Raw genomic sequence first — 17,876 nt, forward strand, 5'->3', positions numbered from 1 at the left:
GCTAGAAATAATAATACTAAAAGGATATAGGAAAGGAAGAGGTGAACTATTTTGAAACACGTATTAGAAAGTGTTGAAAGTCAGTTCGAAACGTTCCAAATTCTTAACGAAGATGGAAAGATTGTCAATAAAGATGATATGCCCGATCTTTCAGATGATGAATTAAAAGAGCTTATGCGCAGAATGGTTTACACTAGAGTATTAGATCAGCGCTCTATTGCATTAAATCGTCAAGGTCGCCTGGGTTTCTATGCTCCAACTGCAGGACAGGAAGCATCACAGTTAGGAAGCCAATTTGCGCTTGAAAAAGAAGATTTTATTCTTCCAGGATATAGGGATGTACCACAATTAATTTGGCACGGACTTCCATTATACCAAGCATTTTTATTTTCTAGAGGTCATTTTCATGGAAATCAAATGCCAGAAGGAGTTCATGCACTAAGTCCACAGATTATTATTGGTGCACAATATGTTCAAGCTGCTGGTGTAGCATTAGGAATGAAGAAGCGCGGCAAGAAAAATGTTGCAATTACTTATACTGGTGATGGCGGAACTTCTCAAGGTGATTTTTATGAAGGAATTAACTTTGCAGGAGCATTTAAAGCACCAGCGATTTTCGTTGTACAAAATAACTTCTTCGCTATTTCCGTTCCAGTTGAAAAGCAAACAAATGCTAAAACACTCGCACAAAAAGCGGTAGCTGCTGGGATAGAAGGTATTCAAGTTGATGGTATGGACGTACTGGCTGTCTATGCTGCTACGAAGCATGCAAGAGATCATGCAATTAGCGGTAATGGTCCAATGCTTATTGAGACAATAACTTATCGTTATGGTCCACATACAATGGCTGGGGACGATCCAACTCGTTACCGTACGGAAGACTTGGATAACGAATGGGAAAAGAAAGATCCACTTGTTCGTTTCCGTAAGTTTCTAGAAAGTAAAAACCTTTGGTCAGAAGAAGAAGAAAATAAAGTGATTGAAGAAGCGAAAGAAGATATTAAGAAAGCTATTAAACAAGCTGACCAATATCCAAAACAAAAAGTTACAGATTTAATTTCAAATATGTTTGAAGAACTTCCATATAATTTACAAGAACAAATGGAAGAATATAAAGAAAAGGAGTCGAAGTAAATCATGGCACAGATGACAATGATTCAAGCCATTACAGACGCGTTACGCACAGAACTCAAAAATGATGAAAATGTGCTTGTATTTGGGGAAGATGTCGGCAAAAATGGCGGTGTGTTCCGTGCTACTGATGGATTACAAGCTGAGTTTGGTGAAGAACGTGTATTTGATACACCACTAGCAGAATCAGGAATTGGCGGTCTTTCCATTGGACTTGCTTTACAAGGATTTCGCCCTGTACCAGAAATTCAATTCTTCGGCTTCGTTTATGAAGTAATGGATTCAATTAACGGACAAATGTCACGTATGCGTTATCGCTCTGGTGGTACACACATCAATCCTATTACAATTCGCTCACCATTTGGCGGCGGAGTGCATACGCCAGAATTACATGCTGACTCTTTAGAAGGATTAATTGCTCAACAACCAGGAATTAGAGTAGTCATTCCATCAACGCCGTATGATGCAAAAGGCTTGTTGATCTCAGCAATTCGTAATAACGATCCAGTGTTATTCTTAGAACATATGAAGCTGTACCGCTCATTTCGTGAAGAGGTTCCTGAAGAAGAGTATACCATTGACTTAGATAAAGCTGATGTAAAACGAGAAGGTACAGATGTGACATTAATTGCTTATGGCGCAATGGTTCATGCTTGCCTTAAAGCAGCAGACGAACTGGAAAAAGACGGAATAAGCGCTGAAGTTATTGACTTACGTACTATTTCACCGCTAGATATTGATACAATTATTACATCCGTAAAGAAAACAAATCGTGTTGTTGTTGTTCAAGAGGCTCAACGTCAAGCAGGGGTTGCTGCAAATGTTATTGCAGAAATTCAAGAACGTGCCATTTTGCATCTAGAAGCTCCTGTATTACGTGTTACCGCTCCTGACACCGTTTATGCATTTTCTGAAGCGGAAGAAGTATGGTTGCCTAATCACAAAGACATCATTGAAAAAGTAAACAGTGTCATGAACTTTTAATAAGAGACAGGAGGTAAAAATTTATGGCTTTTAATTTTAAATTACCTGATATCGGAGAAGGAATTCACGAAGGTGAAATCGTCAAGTGGTTCGTCAAAGAAGGTGACGAAGTAAAAGAGGATGACGTCCTATGTGAGGTTCAAAATGATAAAGCAGTTGTTGAAATCCCTTCTCCAGTTGATGGTACAGTAGAAAAAATTCATGTTGAAGAAGGAACAGTAGCAGTTGTTGGTGATACACTTATTTCATTTGATGCAGAGGGTTATGAGTCTGATGATGAGGCATCAGAAGATTCAGAAGAAGAAGCACCAGCACCTAAAGCTGAAGAAACAAAAGAAGCAACTACTCAATCTGCTACTGACAACAAAGATCAAGATAAACGAGTTATCGCAATGCCATCTGTCAGAAAATATGCTCGCGACAATGGTGTGAACATTTCGGATGTAACTGGATCAGGAAAGAATGGCCGCATTCTGAAAGAAGATATTGATAGTTATCTAAATGGAGATCAACCCGCTGCAGCAGAGGCTAAAACGGAAGAAACAGCTAATGCAGAGAAAACAGCTGCACCAATTACTGCAGGCGACTTCCCAGAAACTCGTGAAGCAATGAGTGGAATTCGCAAAGCAATAGCCAATGCAATGGTTAATTCTAAAACAAAAGCGCCTCACGTTACCTTGCTAGATGAAGTAGATGTTACTGCATTAGTGGCTCATCGTAAGAAATTTAAGCCAATTGCAGCCGAACAGGAAATCAAGCTGACTTATTTACCATACGTTGTAAAAGCGTTAGTTTCTGCATCGAAAAAGTATCCAATCATTAATGCTTCTGTAGATGATGAAACAAACGAAATTGTTCACAAACACTACTATAATATTGGGATTGCAGCAGATACAGATAAAGGTTTACTAGTTCCAGTTGTTAAACATGCTGATCGCAAATCTATTTTTGAAATTTCCAAAGAGATTAATGAATTGGCAGACAAGGCTAGAAATGGTAAACTAGCACCAGATGAGATGAAAGGTGCAACGAATACAATCACTAATATCGGATCTGCAGGCGGTCAATGGTTCACTCCAGTACTAAACTATCCAGAAGCAGTAATTCTTGGTATTGGACGTATTGCAGAAAAACCAATTGCTCGTGATGGAGAGGTAGTTATTGCACCTGTACTAGCATTATCATTAAGCTTTGATCATCGCATTATTGATGGGGCTACGGCACAAAATGCTCTAAATCAAATCAAGCGATTATTAAGCGATCCACAATTAATTATGATGGAGGCGTAAGGTATGGTAGTAGGAGATTTCCCAATTGAAGTAGACACACTTGTTATTGGAGCTGGTCCTGGTGGATATGTTGCAGCTATTCGTGCTGCTCAACTTGGACAAAAAGTAACGATTGCGGACAAAGGCGCATTAGGTGGTGTTTGTTTAAATGTAGGATGTATTCCTTCAAAAGCATTGATTCAAGCTGGCCATCTAGCTGTACATGCACAAGGTAATGAAGAACTCGGTATTAAAACGGAAAATGTGTCCGTAGATTTTGCCAAAGTGCAAGAGTGGAAGGGAAGTGTCGTTAAAAAGCTTACTTCTGGAGTCCAAGGACTATTAAAAGGGAACAAAGTTGATATTGTTAAAGGTGAAGTTTACTTTGTAGATAAAAACACAGTAAAAATCATGGATGATAAAAAGTCCCAAACATATACATTTAATAACTGTATTATTGCAACAGGTTCTAGACCAATTGAAATACCAGGCTTTAAATTTTCCGACCGTGTTTTAGATTCTACAGGTGCGCTTAACCTTAAAGAAATTCCTAAAAAAATGGTTGTTATTGGTGGAGGATACATCGGTACGGAGCTGGGAACTGCTTACGCTAATTTCGGTACAGAAGTTACGGTATTGGAAGGAACGAAAGATATCCTTGGCGGTTTCGAAAAACAAATGAGACAGGTGGTTAAAAAGCGCCTGAAAAACAAAAATGTTACGATTATAACAGAAGCAATGGCTAAAGGTGTGGAAGAGTCAAAAGACGGTGTAAAAGTAACATATGAAGTTAATGGAAAATCAGAAACCGTTGAAGCTGATTATGTATTGGTAACAGTTGGTCGCCGTCCAAATACAGACGAACTTGGACTAGAACAAGTCGGTATTGAAATGGATGATCGTGGTCTAATTAAAATTGATAAGCAATGTCGTACAAACTTTGATAATATCTATGCTATTGGTGATGTTGTTCCAGGAATGCCATTAGCTCATAAGGCTTCTTATGAAGGTAAAGTAGCTGCTGAAGCAATTAGCGGTGAAAAAGCTGAAATTGACTATATTGGTATGCCAGCAGTTGTATTCTCTGAACCAGAATTAGCTACCGTTGGTTATACAGAACAAGAAGCGAAAGATGTTGGGTTTGATGTAAAAGCTGCTAAATTCCCATTTGCTGCTAATGGCCGTGCGTTGTCATTAAACGATAGTGATGGATTTATGAAATTGATCACACGTAAAGAGGATGGCTTAGTTATTGGTGCACAAATTGCTGGCCCTAACGCAAGTGATATGATTGCAGAATTAGGACTAGCTATCGAGGCTGGAATGACAGCAGAGGATATCGCCTTAACCATTCATGCACATCCAACGCTTGGAGAAATTACCATGGAAGCTGCTGAAGTTGCTTTAGGTACACCAATTCATATGTTATAAAATAAAAAGGAGAGCTAATCTTTTAAAGATTGCTCTCCTTTTTATTATCTGGCAAACGGTATCCGTTCTTACGTGGTGGATATCGTAGTTCTTCTAGTTAATGCAACAAATAGTCGATACGGACTCCTCACGTCATTTTATTCGGTACCTAAGTGCTCGATTCGTCGGAGTCGACAAATAGAGTAAATACATTGTGCGAAGAATTAATGTTTTTTAAGGATCAGAGAAGTTTCGATAGCGAAATGCAGTTTTCCTGATATGAAAAATACATATACAGAATCAAGCGATACATTATATAATTATGTTTTTTCCTCTACAACTATTTGTTTCAACTTCTTCATAATTTCTTGTTTGGATACTTGCCCGGATATTCGTTCAACTGTCTTTCCGTTTTTTGCGATTAGCAAGGTGGGGGAGGCAGGGTCTATGAGTTCTTTTACTTCAGAAAGTTCTTTTTTCTCGGTTTCTACAGGACTAAATTCGTTTGGATAATTAGCTTTAATTTCAATAATCGCATCGTAATAGATGTTTTCCAATTTATTATTAGTGGAATGGGTATAGAATACCACATCATACTCTTTTGGTTGAAAAGATATAATATTAATGATAGAAGCATTTGACTCTCCGCAACTAACTAACAGTAGCAATAAAGAAATAAAAAAGGGGACGATTCGTTTAATTATCCTCACCTACTTTAATGTCGTATTCCTATTTATTAGTTTAACAAATATATAGGTGCTAAACTTTACTGTAAATAAACTGTTATCAAGTTGAAAGTGTTATGTTAGATTTGGTAATAAATTTACTAATTCTAACATGAAACAGTAATAAATAATCGCTATTTGTCGAATGTACTAGCAAATTCTATATATAAGTAGTTGGATATGTCGACCCATTCTTTTAGAAACGATTCGTAGCTTGGGAAGAAATAAGACAGAATGGACCAGTTGCGTGGAAGTATCTTCGCTTTTCGCGTAATGGAATATGTGTTTTATCTATGTAAGAAGAGAAAGGTGGAATAATGACGAAGCTCTATCTGCATTTAGATTTCGTAAGACTCCTATTTCACAGTTATAGAGAAAACGAAGAAGTGAAAGTGGGAGAAAAGGGTAACTAAATGTCCAATTTATTTAGGTGGATAGGGATAGGGTAAGTTTCGTTAGCAGTACACGCTACATGAAGGAAAAGTGCCTTTCTTTTTCAAAGCTAAGATGGCCTCGACAATGCACGAAAAAAAGAGCGTTTTTTCCAAGGACAAAGTAGATTATAAATCCTTATCAAACATTAGATAAGTTAAGGCAAAATAAATCCGCTATCAATAGTAGTTAAAGAAGATGACTCCTATTCAATATAGAAATCATCTTCTAGATGCACAACTCTTTTTTGGTTTGTCCTAGACATAGTGTTCGTTTAAGCTCCTTAACCTTTTCTTTTTCCGGTTAAATCAAATTCTTTTGCTTCTCTCCTAAACGATTTTACTAAGGAGAAAATTATCAGAATCATAATAATTGCAAATGGAAAGGCGGCAATAATTGATGCAGTTTGTAGTGCGCTTAATCCACCCTGCCAAAGAAGTACAGCTGCGGCACTTGATTGAATGATACCCCAGATAAATTTAACAGAGTTTGCGGGATCAAGGCTTCCTCCAGTTGTTTGCATACCAAGCACAAAGGTTGCTGAATCTGCTGAGGTGATAAAAAAGGTACAGATTAGTAAAATAGCGATAACCGAGATTACACTACCGATTGGAAAGTTTTCTAAAACAGCAAATAATGCTGTTTCTTCTCCGAGATCATTTATCGTCTGAATTATATTTGCATCTTTAAAGACTTCTAAGTGAATAGCGGAACCGCCAAAAACAGAGAACCATAGGGCACCGAAAATTGTTGGTACAAGTATAACACCTAAGACGAATTCGCGAATGGTTCTCCCGCGTGAAACCCTTGCTATAAACGTCCCTACAAAGGGTGCCCATGCAATCCACCAAGCCCAATAAAAGAAGGTCCATTTATTTTGCCAATCTGATTTTGCTTCACTAAACGGCGTCATGCGCAAGCTCATACTAGGCAAATTTTGGATATAACTTCCTAATGTAGTAGTAAAATAATCCAAAATAAAATTAGTTGGACCTAAAAATAAAACGAATAACATAAGCAATACTGCAAGAGCAAGATTTGCGTTACTCAAATATTTGATCCCTTTATTCAGTCCTGTCATAGCTGAAGTTATATAAAGCACAGTAACAATGGCAATAATAATCAGCTGTACGGTGATAGTGGATTCTATTCCAGTTACATAGGAAAGCCCTCCACTAATTTGGATCGCTCCTAAGCCAAGTGAAGTAGAGACTCCAAATATTGTTGCGAATACAACTATAAAATCAATTACTGTGCCCCATGTACCTTTAATTCGATCGCCAAAAATCGGCTCAAGGACAGCACTTACAACTCCGGGCGCTTGTTTACGAAATTTAAAATACGCTAGTGCAAGTGCAATAGTTGCATAAATCGCCCAAGGGTGAATGCCCCAATGAAAGAAGCTATATTGCATGGCAGTGCTAGCCGCATCACCTGTTTCTTCCGCACCAAACGGTGGTGCATGATAATGAGATATTGGTTCAGCAGCTCCCCAAAACACTAGCCCAATCCCCATTCCGGCGCTAAATAGCATGGCGAACCAAGTTAAATAGCTGTATTCCGGCTTATCACCAGGGCGCCCTAATTTAATGTTCCCATATTTGGAAAAAATAAGGTAAATCGAAAACACAACAAATGCGGTTGCGCTTAATAAATAAAACCAACCAAATTTATCAACAAGAAATGTTTGAATAATGTTTGTAACATTATCCAAATTGGCATTTGGCCATACGTCTTTTGGAATGATTCCCCAAATAATAAATAATGCTACAACAATTGCTGAAATATAGAATACTCGTGTTACTTTTTTCACAAAAATAATCCTTTCTATTTTTATTTTTGGTTAACTATGTAGACGTACTTATTGTATTAAAACATATAGCATGGTATTTATTCAAATAACAAAACTTGTTTTTACTATTCCCTGACAAACTGTAAATAAACCAGTTCCAAATATTGTAAGAAACTAAAATATGATGTTAAAAATATCAGCTTTTTTATTTTCCATTGTCAATATTTTTCCAGAAGTTTATAATAGTGGAGACAATATTCGACATTGTATAATCAGGAGGGATTGAATGAGGAAAATCGGAATCATTATAGCACTTATTATCGCTATCTTGCTCGCTGGGTGTGCCAATGAAAACGGTGAAAATAATCAATCTACAAAGGGAGAAAATCCAAAAGCAGTAAAAGAGGCAGGCTCTCAAGTAGAACATAACTCTCAAAACACTGAAGATAAGCAAGAAAATGCACAAGTAAATACAAAAAAAGTAACAGAGCAAGACGATCCTAAATATACAGTAGCTGAAAATGCTACAATTGTACCAATTAATAAGGGTATAAACGAAAAGGTAGTGCTATTAACAATTGATGACGTTCCCGATAAATATGCTTTGGACATGGCTAAAACATTAAAGCAACTAGATGCCAATGCTATTTTTTTTGTTAATGGACATTTTTTAGAAACGAAAGAACAAAGGGATGTCCTTAAACAAATTCACGACATGGGATTTGTTATTGGTAACCATACATATAGTCATGCAAAACTTCCAGATTTAACAGTACAAGAACAAACAGAAGAAATTGTTAAAGTTAGTGATCAAATTGAAGAAATAATTGGAGAACGCCCTAAATTTTTCCGTGCTCCACATGGTATGAATACAGATCACTCCAAGCAGGTTGCTAAAGAAGAGGGTATGATCATTATGAACTGGACATATGGCTATGATTATTTTGCTCCTTATCAAGACGCTAAAAAGCTAACAAAGGCTATGGTAAGCGGGGAAGGGCCTGAAGTAGAAGTACCCTATTCATTATTGAAACCAGGAGCGAATCTGCTGATGCATGATCGAGAATGGACAAATCAAGCATTGAAAGATATTGTGACGGGTTTAAGAGAAAAAGGCTATGAAATGGTTGATCCGCATACAATTAAAACATTAAATTAAATATAAGTTTCAAACGGCTCCTGTCAAGAGCCGTTTTTTTACTATCTAAGATTCGTTTCTACATGGTGGATATCTTTTTTGAAAAACTTCGTTGTCAAGCTTATGTGCTGTAGTAAATCGCACGCAGAAAAAGTGCTTTGCTTTTTTAAGGATGTCGATTACAAATGCGTTGCCCAGAAGTCTTCCGGCATCTTAGATATGCGGGATAGGTTAGTTAACAGTTACCTGCATCATTTATATACGCAATTGGCAGTCATGAAAATCCTAAAGGGTTGATCCAATTTTTAAAAGCCGTAGGGAAATTAACTTTAAACGTTAAAGTTAAAGAAGAAGCTCATAATCTTTAACTGATAATAATATAATATGACATACTATATAGGGTTGATTTTTTAAATGTGACATATTATAATATGAATACGCTATCATATTATGCAAAGGGGTTGGCACGAATGGGCACTATTGTATGCCAAGATTGTCATAAGATCATTGAACAATATGAAAATGAAAAAGTTGTTACACTTTATAGTACTTGTCCGACTTGTCGCAAAAATAAATAATAAGCGTTATAGCTACCAGCTTGTAGAGAATGTTGTTCTCTACAAGCTTTTTTGTATGTTGAAAAATTTACTGCAAATTTCTTTTACATTTGTAAACATAAACATACGCCAACTCAACGTAAGAATCACTATTTATATATTGATTGAAAGGAAATCTACTTGCACGTGGGAGTATTTTTACTTACACTAGACTAAGTAGTTGCTTTTGTTTAAGTAGTGTCAAAGGGAAAACTCCTCGACATTAAGTTTCCACGAATGATCTTTACACAAAGACGGGAGCCAAACTTTGTTGCGTAAGGACCTTGATCCTATCATGCTCATTACTTGATTTATAGCCTCAGTGGTAAAGAGGCATTCAGAATTCTTTTCATAAAGGGGCCCGTTTTTGCCCACAGTGTACAAATATTAAGGAATATCAAATTTTAATTAAAAAACTTTTGGACAGTACGTTTGTTGCATGGGAGGTAGCTTAATGAATTATCATTACCCAATAGATGAAACATGGACAAAAGAAGAAGTGATACAAGTGGTTCAATTTTTTACCCTGATAGAGCAGGCATATGAGAAAAAAGTAGAACGTGATGTATTATTGGCTGCTTATCGAGCATTTAAACAGATTGTACCTTCGAAAAGCGAAGAAAAGAAACTATTTAAGGCTTTTGAACAAAGTTCTGGTTATTCAAGTTATCAAGCTGTAAAGCAGGCAAGAACAACTGAAAAACCTTTTCTATCCATAAGAAAAGAGGAAAAGCTTCGTTAATAAGCTTTTCCTCTTTTATCCTTATATTGTTAATTGTTATCATTTATTTAGTTTTGTGTGAAGTAAAGAATTATTTACTATTTAAAGCAAGTTTATAAAATGGCAATAAATAATCAATAGTAGATTTTGCTAGTTGTAAAAAAGTAGTGCCATTATAAACACGATTATCTTCCTTAGAATAATGTCGCCCAATTAAAAATTCAGCTTTTTTTACATCTCGAAAACGTTCCACATCTTTCTTCTCTAAATCACTTATCTGCTTAGCACCTTTTTTAGTATGATCTAAAGAGATAACGAAATCTTCAGGAAGTTGTTTTAAACGGTTAAAATCATTAAGAAATGCTTGAGCGATTGCTGATTTATGGTCCAATTCATAAATAAGTGCTAACCAAATAAATACATGATCATCAAACAATCCAACTTGAAAATGTGGATGTTTTTTATAGCCCCGTTTGTTATTGGCTACTGCTAGCCACGTATCATTAGGCGGATTAACTGTCCTTCTGGCATGTTTAGCTATATGTAAGAACATCTCATTGCCTAATTGAGTTGCTAAATAATCAGTTAATTCATTACCTATTTCTCTAAACTTAGGTTGAATTCGAGCTTGAATGGCTTCCATGCGAGCTTCAAGTCCAGCAATTGTAAATGTATCAAAATCTTTCTCTTCAAAACCTGTAAATGACATCTTATTCTTCCTTTCGTTAATCAACTTTACTGTTAAGGGAATCAGCTATTTAGCTCTATTCTGTATCTAGCTGTAAGCCTTCCTCTAGAGGGATAGGGAACGCAAAGAAGTCTAATTGAAAGGTAACGGTACCTAAATGCCTGAATCGTTGGATCGAAAGGACAAGGAAAGCTACGTCAGCGATACATCGCAAGCAGAAAAAGCGTGTTTCTTTTTCAAGGAAAAAAACCCCTTGAGTGAAGTTTCACTATATTACATTTTATAATTATTATTAAGTATGGATTTAAACAAGTCAAGCTATACGTATTAATAATTAATGTCAGTAAAATGTTGCTCAAAGCATAAAATCAAATGTTTAAGAACAATCTATAATTGGGAATATAGTATTTAAGATTACATTTTAAATAAGTATGCTCCCTTTAATAAGGAAGTAATGGTTTTACCTGTTTTTCTCAATGAATGGAATAGTTAAAAATCTACGTATGTATAAACAAAGGTTTGTTTTATAGAATAGGTCAATCTGTATCGAACCAATCCCTACGAGTATTCATAAATATATTAAAAGGAACCCTGCAATGGGAATGAAAGGGTGTGTACCAATTGAAATACGTAATGGAAGTTTTGCGTCGTAAAGAGGCCGAGGAAAAATTACCTGTCATACGTATGGAAATCGATTATGAACTGGTTACACTATACGATGCTATGAAAAATGAAGATAAAGTAGCGGTAATAAAAAGTAAGGAAAGATTAAACCAGTTAAGAAAACAATTATTGGAATTAAGTCAGGTTTAATTAGATAGGTTAATTTGGTTTTCATTTACACGATAGGCAAGTATAAAACTTGATGCTAGTATAGTTTCATGGACACATCTAAGTTAAATTTTATACAATGAATTTCAAGGAGGATGTGTCCCATGCGTACCAGAAATAATGGCAAACGATATAACGATGATTTTAAAAAGATGGTTGTTGATCTTTATCAATATGGAAATTCTGTAAAAGATTTAAGCAGCGAGTATGGCGTATCAGATGTAACTATCTATAAATGGATTAAGGATTTAACTCCAATTGAAGGAACTGACGGTAAGGAGATCACTCCAAAAGAAGTCGATGCCATTGAAAAAGAGAACCTTCGTTTGAAACAGGAGCTTGAAATCTTAAAAAAGGCTATGGCCATATTCGCTCGAAAGTAAGTGACTCAGAACTAACTGAATTTATTACAGAACATAAAGATGATTATCCCGTTCGTACCATGTGCGAAATGCTTGATATACCGAAAAGTACCTACTACCAATCTTTGAATAAGACCGAGTCGAATCGCGATCATGAGAACCGTGAGTTCACGGAAAAGATTGTCCGGATTCATAAAGAAAGTAAGAAACGATATGGTGCGCCAAAAATACATGAAATCCTTGAAAAACAAGGTTACAAAATCAGTTTAAAGCGAGTTCAACGCTTCATGAAAAAAGCTGGTATCCGTTCTATTATCGTTAAAAAATTCCGTCCGACACCCAGTAAAGAAAAGGTGGAAGAACGAGAAAATATCATTAACAGAGACTTTTCTACGACAACAATCAACCAAAAATGGGTTGGCGATATCACGTATATTCACACACTGCGTGATGGCTGGTGTTACCTTGCATCTGTTTTAGACTTGCATTCTAGAAAGGTGATTGGGTACTCATTTGGACGTTCGATGACGACTGAATTGGTAGAGAAAGCTTTAGAAAATGCTTATGTCACACAGAAACCTAATGATGGCGTCATGTTCCATTCCGATTTAGGTTCACAATATACAAGCGATGCCTTTGCAGAAAAGATTCAGAGCTATAAGATGACGCACTCCTTCAGTCATAAGGGAAGACCCTATGACAATGCTTGTATCGAGTCTTTTCATGCAATTTTAAGGAAAGAAGAAGTAAATCATGTACAATACTTAGATTTCAACGCTGCGAGAGTAGAGTTATTTAAATATATCGAAGGTTGGTATAATCGTAAAAGAATACATGGCAGCATTGGCTATCTGACTCCACAAGAGATGGAAGATTCAGCGCTCCATCAAGCAGCATAACTGCACCAATTAATATTAGAACACGGCTTTACTTGGAGAGGTGGGCGTGGTAGGCTTTTGCCTAGCGTGTTTTACTAACCTTTCTTCTTTCGCAAATCACCACACCCACAGAGGATCCATGTCAAGTCTTCACATATATATTTAAGTAAAGCTTCAAAGCGCAATAAAAAGTTAACTTTTTTGTGTCCTAAATATTGACGTAGATCCAACTTTAGGCTTTATCGTATAAGAAAAACGATAACTTTCGCCATAAAGACTTGGCGACAAGCCAAGTTTATCTAAGTAAAGAAGGGAAGCCGTTTGCTACGATCATGTCTTTGTTATAGCTAAAAAAGTTCTAAGAATGTTAAGGTAGAGGAAAACTTAAAAATTGCTTATTTATACGGAGATGGCTATAGCTAAAAATCCAAACAGGCAACACCCCTATCTTTAATGAAAGTGAGTCCATTATATTTCTATCATAGAAGTTGGTTCGTCGTTGCGTTTTACGTATCAGCAAGTATTCTTTAAATTAAGAGTGACCTTTCATGACGAAGTCTCTAAGTTTTGGTAGTATTATACTAAGAGCTTTCGAATGGAGGAGAACTCAAATGAATAAAGAACAACGTGATGAGGTTTTTAATCACGCAAAAGAATGGATATACGAAGCCGGTAAAGAGATAAGAGATCAAATTCACGCTCCATTAGTTGTCGACACAAAATCAAACCCCAATGATTTAGTGACGACCATGGATAAAGCTACTGAAGAATTTTTTACTAAAAAAATTAAAGATACCTTTCCGCATCATTTCATTTTAAGTGAAGAAGGCTATGGTGACAATTTAAAATCAATGAATGGAACGGTGTGGATCATTGATCCGATCGATGGTACGATGAATTTCGTTCATCAAAAAAGAAATTTCGCTATTTCTATTGGAATATATTATAATGGGGTTGGAGAAATAGGTTTTATATATAATGTGATGGAAGATATTCTTTATAGTGCTAAAAAGGGAGAAGGCGTTTATAAAAATAATGTTAAGCTACCAAAGTTAAGAAAAAATATTCCTTTTAATGAAACAATGTTAAGTTTAAACCATTTTTGGCTATGTGAAAATCGACTAGTGGATGAAAAAGTAATGCAAAAACTTGTAAAAGATGTAAGAGGAGCACGCACTTACGGATCAGCAGCATTAGAATTTGCATATGTAGCCGAAGGAATTATTGATACCTATTTAGCACTTAGTCTTTCTCCTTGGGATTATGCAGCTGGTATTGTTATTGTTAATGAAGTTGGTGGGGTGACTACTACTGTTGATGGAGATGCAATAAATATACTTCATAAATCATCTGTAGTCACAGGAAATCGAGGTATCCAGCAAACAATATTAAACGACTACGTAAAGACAGCAAGAAAGTGACAATTAGTCACTTTCTTTTCTTTTTTAAACTAATTCCTGTACCCATAAAAACAGAGGCCAGTACCAGAAATAGAATTACGAGCCAAATATTCCGATAGGCGATTGCAATGCCAACGCCAATAAACATAGATATTACGAGAAAAGCCAATAATAACATTGGCCAATTTATTTTTTTCATTTTCCCATTCCACCTCTTTTTCTCAAAATCTAGTATATCGGAAAGAGTTGGTGAGTTCAAAGGGTATAACCTCTATACAAGGAGGAATAGGGAAGTTGTATAATAATTACTGGCGAAGCAGATAAATATTTAGTATGATGGTACAAGGATCATCAATATATAAAGGATGAATAGTTATGGGGGATGACTATGGATGGGAGTTTCAGTTTTGTTTTTGATTTTCTTTTAGAACAGTATGGAACCAAAAACATTTTTTTGAAATTATATATCATCAATTTAATTTTTAGTATTATTTCCTTTAAGCTTGGTTTTGCGCGAAAGCTACCAGCATTAAAAACGATTATTGTATACATAATGCTTTTCATTGGAGTATATTTACTAACTATATTTAGCATTATGCAACTGCCGATTACGGAAAGCTTAATCGTTATTTCTGTTGTTTTAGCGATTTATCGGTTTAGACTGCATCGAGAGCGTAAAACAAGATAGTTTACATAATATCTTGTAACTAAGTATGAATCGTTTTACCTGTTTGTGTTCAAAAAGAGGGTAAAGGACATGTTGTCAGCTAACGTCACAATGTTCTTGAAAAAATCGTGACTATTCTTTTCGTTTCGAGAAGTCTTCCTTGTCCTGTCGCGTTAAACGAATCGGGCATTTAGATGTTGCTTCTCTCGCAAAGTTATCACGATAATAGAGACGAAAGAAATATGGTTCTATAATATGGAGGGATTTTTACCAGACTTTTTGACAATCCTCTTTAATAATTCATATAATGTTTTATTTACTTAAGTTTTAAAACCAAAGGTATGCTTTCCCTCCTTTGGTTTTAAAAACTAAATAAAATCATTAGCTGCCTTTTTTTCTTCATACAAGCGGAATTTTCCTGTTGCGTGACGCTGCAATGTTTTTTCTTCGATTCTATTATAGCAATCATTGCATAAGTACATATGAATACGCCGATTACGTAAACGTTTAGCCTCGAAGCAATGATCTTCAATACTTTCTATTTGATCACAAATTGTACATTTTACTTGCATAATTTCACCTCAACAATCAAAAGATAAGGTATACCACCAATATAGCTTCATTAATTTAATCAAGCACAGTCGAAATGTTTTACTTGATCCTTCATTTTAATCTTAGGTATTACCGTAACTAAGATTATTTTTAATTCTAACGTGTCAAGCTAGCTAAAAATGGTAAGGTGAATAATCCCTTGAATTAGTATGATATTAAAGAAAAAGCGGTCTGCTTTTCTGGAAAGGATATGAGCTGTTCGTTTATTTAACTTCTTTGAATTTAAGGATGTAAAACTTATCAGAACAAAGTTTCATTTAGTATAACATAATAAAGATGTTTGATGAAGTATTAGGATGGGTAAATAGACTACAAAGAGCGGGAAAGAAAGGACGATTCCATGAAAAAGAAATATTTGTATTCAGCTGGTGCAGCTGGAGTTATCGGAGCAACAGTAGCTGGATATTTTTTTAGTAATAAGGATGCTCGAGAAAAATTAAAGCAGAGATACAAAAAATATCAAAACTCTATTCGATCAACCTTTGAAAATGCTGGAGTACCAGATCAATCTCCTAGTCAAGATTTAGCACAATTGGAAAACGCCAAAATGGTATCTGAAGGCTCGCAATTTGGTGTTCAATACTATACGGAAAAGAAAGAAAATAACAAAGCAGAAAAACAGCACCAATAAACTGTTATGGAATATTAATGAAGAAAGTTTCCGTCAATTAACGGAAACTTTCTTCATTATTTTTTATAATGATTGGATTGTTCTTCTTCTACATCTTCTAACTGCTCTTTCTCTTTTTCAGGAATGACTTCTTTATTTTGATCAGGTTCAATTGGCCGATTCTTATTAATTGGAAACTCCGGCATATAACGCCCAACAATTGCAGCCAATTCATCAACTACCCCATATACAGGATGTCCTTGCTGAATTTTATTAGCCATGTTTCGTATTCTTTCATTCCCGTCAGCATCAGCGACAACAACAGCGGTTTTTCCATAAGGGTCATTATATAATGCTTCTAATACACTGTATTTAATCGTACCTACTCGGGAACGGTCCAGATCCTTGTCCACATCAATACCTACCACCGCGTATGGACCGGCAACTACGGATACAGCATCATTAACATTAGGTACATCACTAGCAATATTAGCTAAATGATTAGCGATTTCTGTATTTGTTAGTTTCTTCTTTTCACTTGGTTCTGAATTTTTTATTTGAGTGAATTCCTTGTTGTTGTCCGTATCTTCAATTGATTTTTCTTGTTGTTGATTGCATCCAGCGAATAAAAGTGCACAAGACAGGATGATTACCATGTGAAATAATTTCATCGCTATTCCTCCATCCAAAATAATCGATACAATTATTTTGGATAAAAGTTGCGATATTATGCAAAATATAAAAGAAAATGATATATGTTTACGAATACTCCTCTTATGGACGTACCTTCCACCATACAAGAATCGTACATAGTCGGGGGTGGGTGAGGTCTGTTAGTGACCAATAATTATCTTGCAAGATTTTGGACTTTTATAGGATTTATCCTTATTGAATCGTAATTCCAGTAATATTCGTTATTGGATTATCTTTATTGGAACCGTCCTTATAGTAAAGGTGTACAGGTCCGTCTTCCTTTAATGGTTTTCCATCCTTAGAAAATAAAAAATAACTTTTATATAAGTCAGCTAAAGGAATGGCTTCGTTTTCACCATTGCGAATTAAAATTGCCTCCGTTGCGTCTTCTTTTATTTTTGCATGATTAAGAAAATCGTCAAGTGGCATCACATAAGAACTTTTCAAAATTTTTTCCCTTTCAAACCGCTTGATGCTTCGATTTACAGGTGGCTTTGCTTTATCTGTCACCTCGCTATCCCATCTTTTGGAAGCCTGCTCGATATCATCTTTCTTATCAGATATCGCCTTATTTGTAAAAGCGTGTTCTAATTCAATTTTTCTGTCATCAAAAATCCACACAGATGGGTCTAGTGTTATTGGGTATGTAACTTTTCCTTTGATTGGTATGATCATTTTTATCACCTCATAGTAGTTTTCCTCATTTAGGATAGCAGACATGGTATATTTTTTCACTTCAGGCGAGTTATTTTTCCCTATCTACTTTTTACTAATAGAGCAAGAGACAGGTTAAGTAAGTCGATACCGGTAAAAAAGAAAGCGAGTTCTAACTTTATTATGATTGGTAAAATTGTTATTGCATACACATTAAAACCTTTGCAGATTAATTACAAATTAAACGTATTTTTTTATTTGCATTTTATTGGGACTAACGATAA

General features: G+C 35.6%; 19 protein-coding genes. 12 read left to right on the plus strand and 7 right to left on the minus strand.

What is annotated here, in order from left to right; all coding sequences use genetic code 11:
- Positions 1 to 51: 51 nt before the first annotated feature.
- Genes pdhA through lpdA form a run of 4 tightly spaced genes read left to right on the plus strand, consistent with a single transcriptional unit; the run spans position 52 to position 4,814 of the window.
- On the plus strand, positions 52 to 1,134 hold the full coding sequence (gene pdhA / locus JNUCC74_RS07705; protein ID WP_454067553.1) for a pyruvate dehydrogenase (acetyl-transferring) E1 component subunit alpha: 1,083 nt from the start codon (positions 52 to 54) through the stop codon (positions 1,132 to 1,134).
- Between the two features lie 3 nt (positions 1,135 to 1,137).
- Complete coding sequence (locus JNUCC74_RS07710) at positions 1,138 to 2,115, plus strand: alpha-ketoacid dehydrogenase subunit beta (protein WP_454067554.1); 978 nt, start codon at positions 1,138 to 1,140, stop codon at positions 2,113 to 2,115.
- Between the two features lie 23 nt (positions 2,116 to 2,138).
- Complete coding sequence (locus JNUCC74_RS07715; protein ID WP_454067555.1) at positions 2,139 to 3,404, plus strand: dihydrolipoamide acetyltransferase family protein; 1,266 nt, start codon at positions 2,139 to 2,141, stop codon at positions 3,402 to 3,404.
- A gap of 3 nt (positions 3,405 to 3,407) precedes the next feature.
- Positions 3,408 to 4,814 carry a dihydrolipoyl dehydrogenase gene (gene lpdA / locus JNUCC74_RS07720; protein WP_454067556.1) on the plus strand — a complete coding sequence of 469 codons (1,407 nt, stop codon included), beginning with the start codon at positions 3,408 to 3,410 and terminating at the stop codon, positions 4,812 to 4,814.
- 299 nt (positions 4,815 to 5,113) lie between these two features.
- Here lpdA and JNUCC74_RS07725 read toward each other — a convergent pair whose 3' ends face one another.
- Together JNUCC74_RS07725 and JNUCC74_RS07730 are read right to left on the minus strand one after the other, a co-directional pair.
- The gene (locus JNUCC74_RS07725; protein ID WP_143695854.1) at positions 5,114 to 5,503 is read right to left on the minus strand and encodes a thioredoxin domain-containing protein; all 390 of its coding nucleotides are present in this window, start codon (positions 5,501 to 5,503) and stop codon (positions 5,114 to 5,116) included.
- 730 nt (positions 5,504 to 6,233) lie between these two features.
- A complete protein-coding gene (locus JNUCC74_RS07730; protein WP_454067557.1) occupies positions 6,234 to 7,763 on the minus strand; it encodes a glycine betaine uptake BCCT transporter in 1,530 nt (509 codons plus the stop codon).
- 265 nt (positions 7,764 to 8,028) lie between these two features.
- On the opposite strand from JNUCC74_RS07730, the gene JNUCC74_RS07735 reads away from it, so the two are divergent.
- The 3 genes from JNUCC74_RS07735 (at position 8,029) to JNUCC74_RS07745 (ending at position 10,218) form a co-directional block, all read left to right on the plus strand.
- The gene (locus JNUCC74_RS07735; RefSeq protein WP_454067558.1) at positions 8,029 to 8,901 is read left to right on the plus strand and encodes a polysaccharide deacetylase family protein; all 873 of its coding nucleotides are present in this window, start codon (positions 8,029 to 8,031) and stop codon (positions 8,899 to 8,901) included.
- Positions 8,902 to 9,350: 449 nt separating this feature from the next.
- On the plus strand, positions 9,351 to 9,458 hold the full coding sequence (locus JNUCC74_RS07740) for a GapA-binding peptide SR1P (RefSeq protein WP_077320290.1): 108 nt from the start codon (positions 9,351 to 9,353) through the stop codon (positions 9,456 to 9,458).
- 472 nt (positions 9,459 to 9,930) lie between these two features.
- The gene (locus JNUCC74_RS07745; RefSeq protein WP_454067559.1) at positions 9,931 to 10,218 is read left to right on the plus strand and encodes a UPF0223 family protein; all 288 of its coding nucleotides are present in this window, start codon (positions 9,931 to 9,933) and stop codon (positions 10,216 to 10,218) included.
- A 70-nt stretch (positions 10,219 to 10,288) separates the two neighbouring features.
- On the opposite strand, the gene JNUCC74_RS07750 is transcribed toward JNUCC74_RS07745, so the two are convergent.
- Entirely contained in the window at positions 10,289 to 10,906 is a 618-nt protein-coding gene (locus JNUCC74_RS07750; protein ID WP_454067560.1) for a YktB family protein, read from the minus strand.
- Between the two features lie 600 nt (positions 10,907 to 11,506).
- On the opposite strand from JNUCC74_RS07750, the gene JNUCC74_RS07755 reads away from it, so the two are divergent.
- From JNUCC74_RS07755 to JNUCC74_RS07765, 3 genes are all read left to right on the plus strand, one after another.
- Positions 11,507 to 11,698: a hypothetical protein gene (locus JNUCC74_RS07755; protein WP_454067561.1), complete on the plus strand. Its 192-nt coding sequence runs from the start codon at positions 11,507 to 11,509 to the stop codon at positions 11,696 to 11,698.
- 122 nt (positions 11,699 to 11,820) lie between these two features.
- A protein-coding gene (locus JNUCC74_RS07760) for an IS3 family transposase (protein ID WP_454066467.1) occupies positions 11,821 to 12,977 on the plus strand; the annotation gives its coding sequence in 2 pieces (ribosomal slippage) (positions 11,821 to 12,061 and positions 12,061 to 12,977; 1,158 coding nt in all).
- A 590-nt stretch (positions 12,978 to 13,567) separates the two neighbouring features.
- Positions 13,568 to 14,377: an inositol monophosphatase family protein gene (locus tag JNUCC74_RS07765; RefSeq protein ID WP_454067562.1), complete on the plus strand. Its 810-nt coding sequence runs from the start codon at positions 13,568 to 13,570 to the stop codon at positions 14,375 to 14,377.
- A gap of 7 nt (positions 14,378 to 14,384) precedes the next feature.
- Here JNUCC74_RS07765 and JNUCC74_RS07770 read toward each other — a convergent pair whose 3' ends face one another.
- Positions 14,385 to 14,555 (minus strand): DUF5325 family protein, encoded by a 171-nt coding sequence (locus JNUCC74_RS07770; protein WP_454067563.1) that lies wholly within the window; start codon positions 14,553 to 14,555, stop codon positions 14,385 to 14,387.
- A gap of 189 nt (positions 14,556 to 14,744) precedes the next feature.
- Here JNUCC74_RS07770 and JNUCC74_RS07775 point away from each other — a divergent pair, with 189 nt between their 5' ends.
- Entirely contained in the window at positions 14,745 to 15,044 is a 300-nt protein-coding gene (locus JNUCC74_RS07775; protein WP_077320296.1) for a YlaH-like family protein, read from the plus strand.
- Between the two features lie 347 nt (positions 15,045 to 15,391).
- On the opposite strand, the gene JNUCC74_RS07780 is transcribed toward JNUCC74_RS07775, so the two are convergent.
- The gene (locus JNUCC74_RS07780; RefSeq protein WP_077320297.1) at positions 15,392 to 15,595 is read right to left on the minus strand and encodes a YlaI family protein; all 204 of its coding nucleotides are present in this window, start codon (positions 15,593 to 15,595) and stop codon (positions 15,392 to 15,394) included.
- A 380-nt stretch (positions 15,596 to 15,975) separates the two neighbouring features.
- Here JNUCC74_RS07780 and JNUCC74_RS07785 point away from each other — a divergent pair, with 380 nt between their 5' ends.
- On the plus strand, positions 15,976 to 16,266 hold the full coding sequence (locus JNUCC74_RS07785) for a hypothetical protein (RefSeq protein WP_454067564.1): 291 nt from the start codon (positions 15,976 to 15,978) through the stop codon (positions 16,264 to 16,266).
- 56 nt (positions 16,267 to 16,322) lie between these two features.
- On the opposite strand, the gene JNUCC74_RS07790 is transcribed toward JNUCC74_RS07785, so the two are convergent.
- On the minus strand, positions 16,323 to 16,916 hold the full coding sequence (locus JNUCC74_RS07790; RefSeq protein ID WP_454067565.1) for a YhcN/YlaJ family sporulation lipoprotein: 594 nt from the start codon (positions 16,914 to 16,916) through the stop codon (positions 16,323 to 16,325).
- 214 nt (positions 16,917 to 17,130) lie between these two features.
- Positions 17,131 to 17,613: a hypothetical protein gene (locus JNUCC74_RS07795; protein WP_454067566.1), complete on the minus strand. Its 483-nt coding sequence runs from the start codon at positions 17,611 to 17,613 to the stop codon at positions 17,131 to 17,133.
- Positions 17,614 to 17,876: the final 263 nt, after the last annotated feature.

The organism is Cerasibacillus sp. JNUCC 74 (assembly GCF_053667775.1).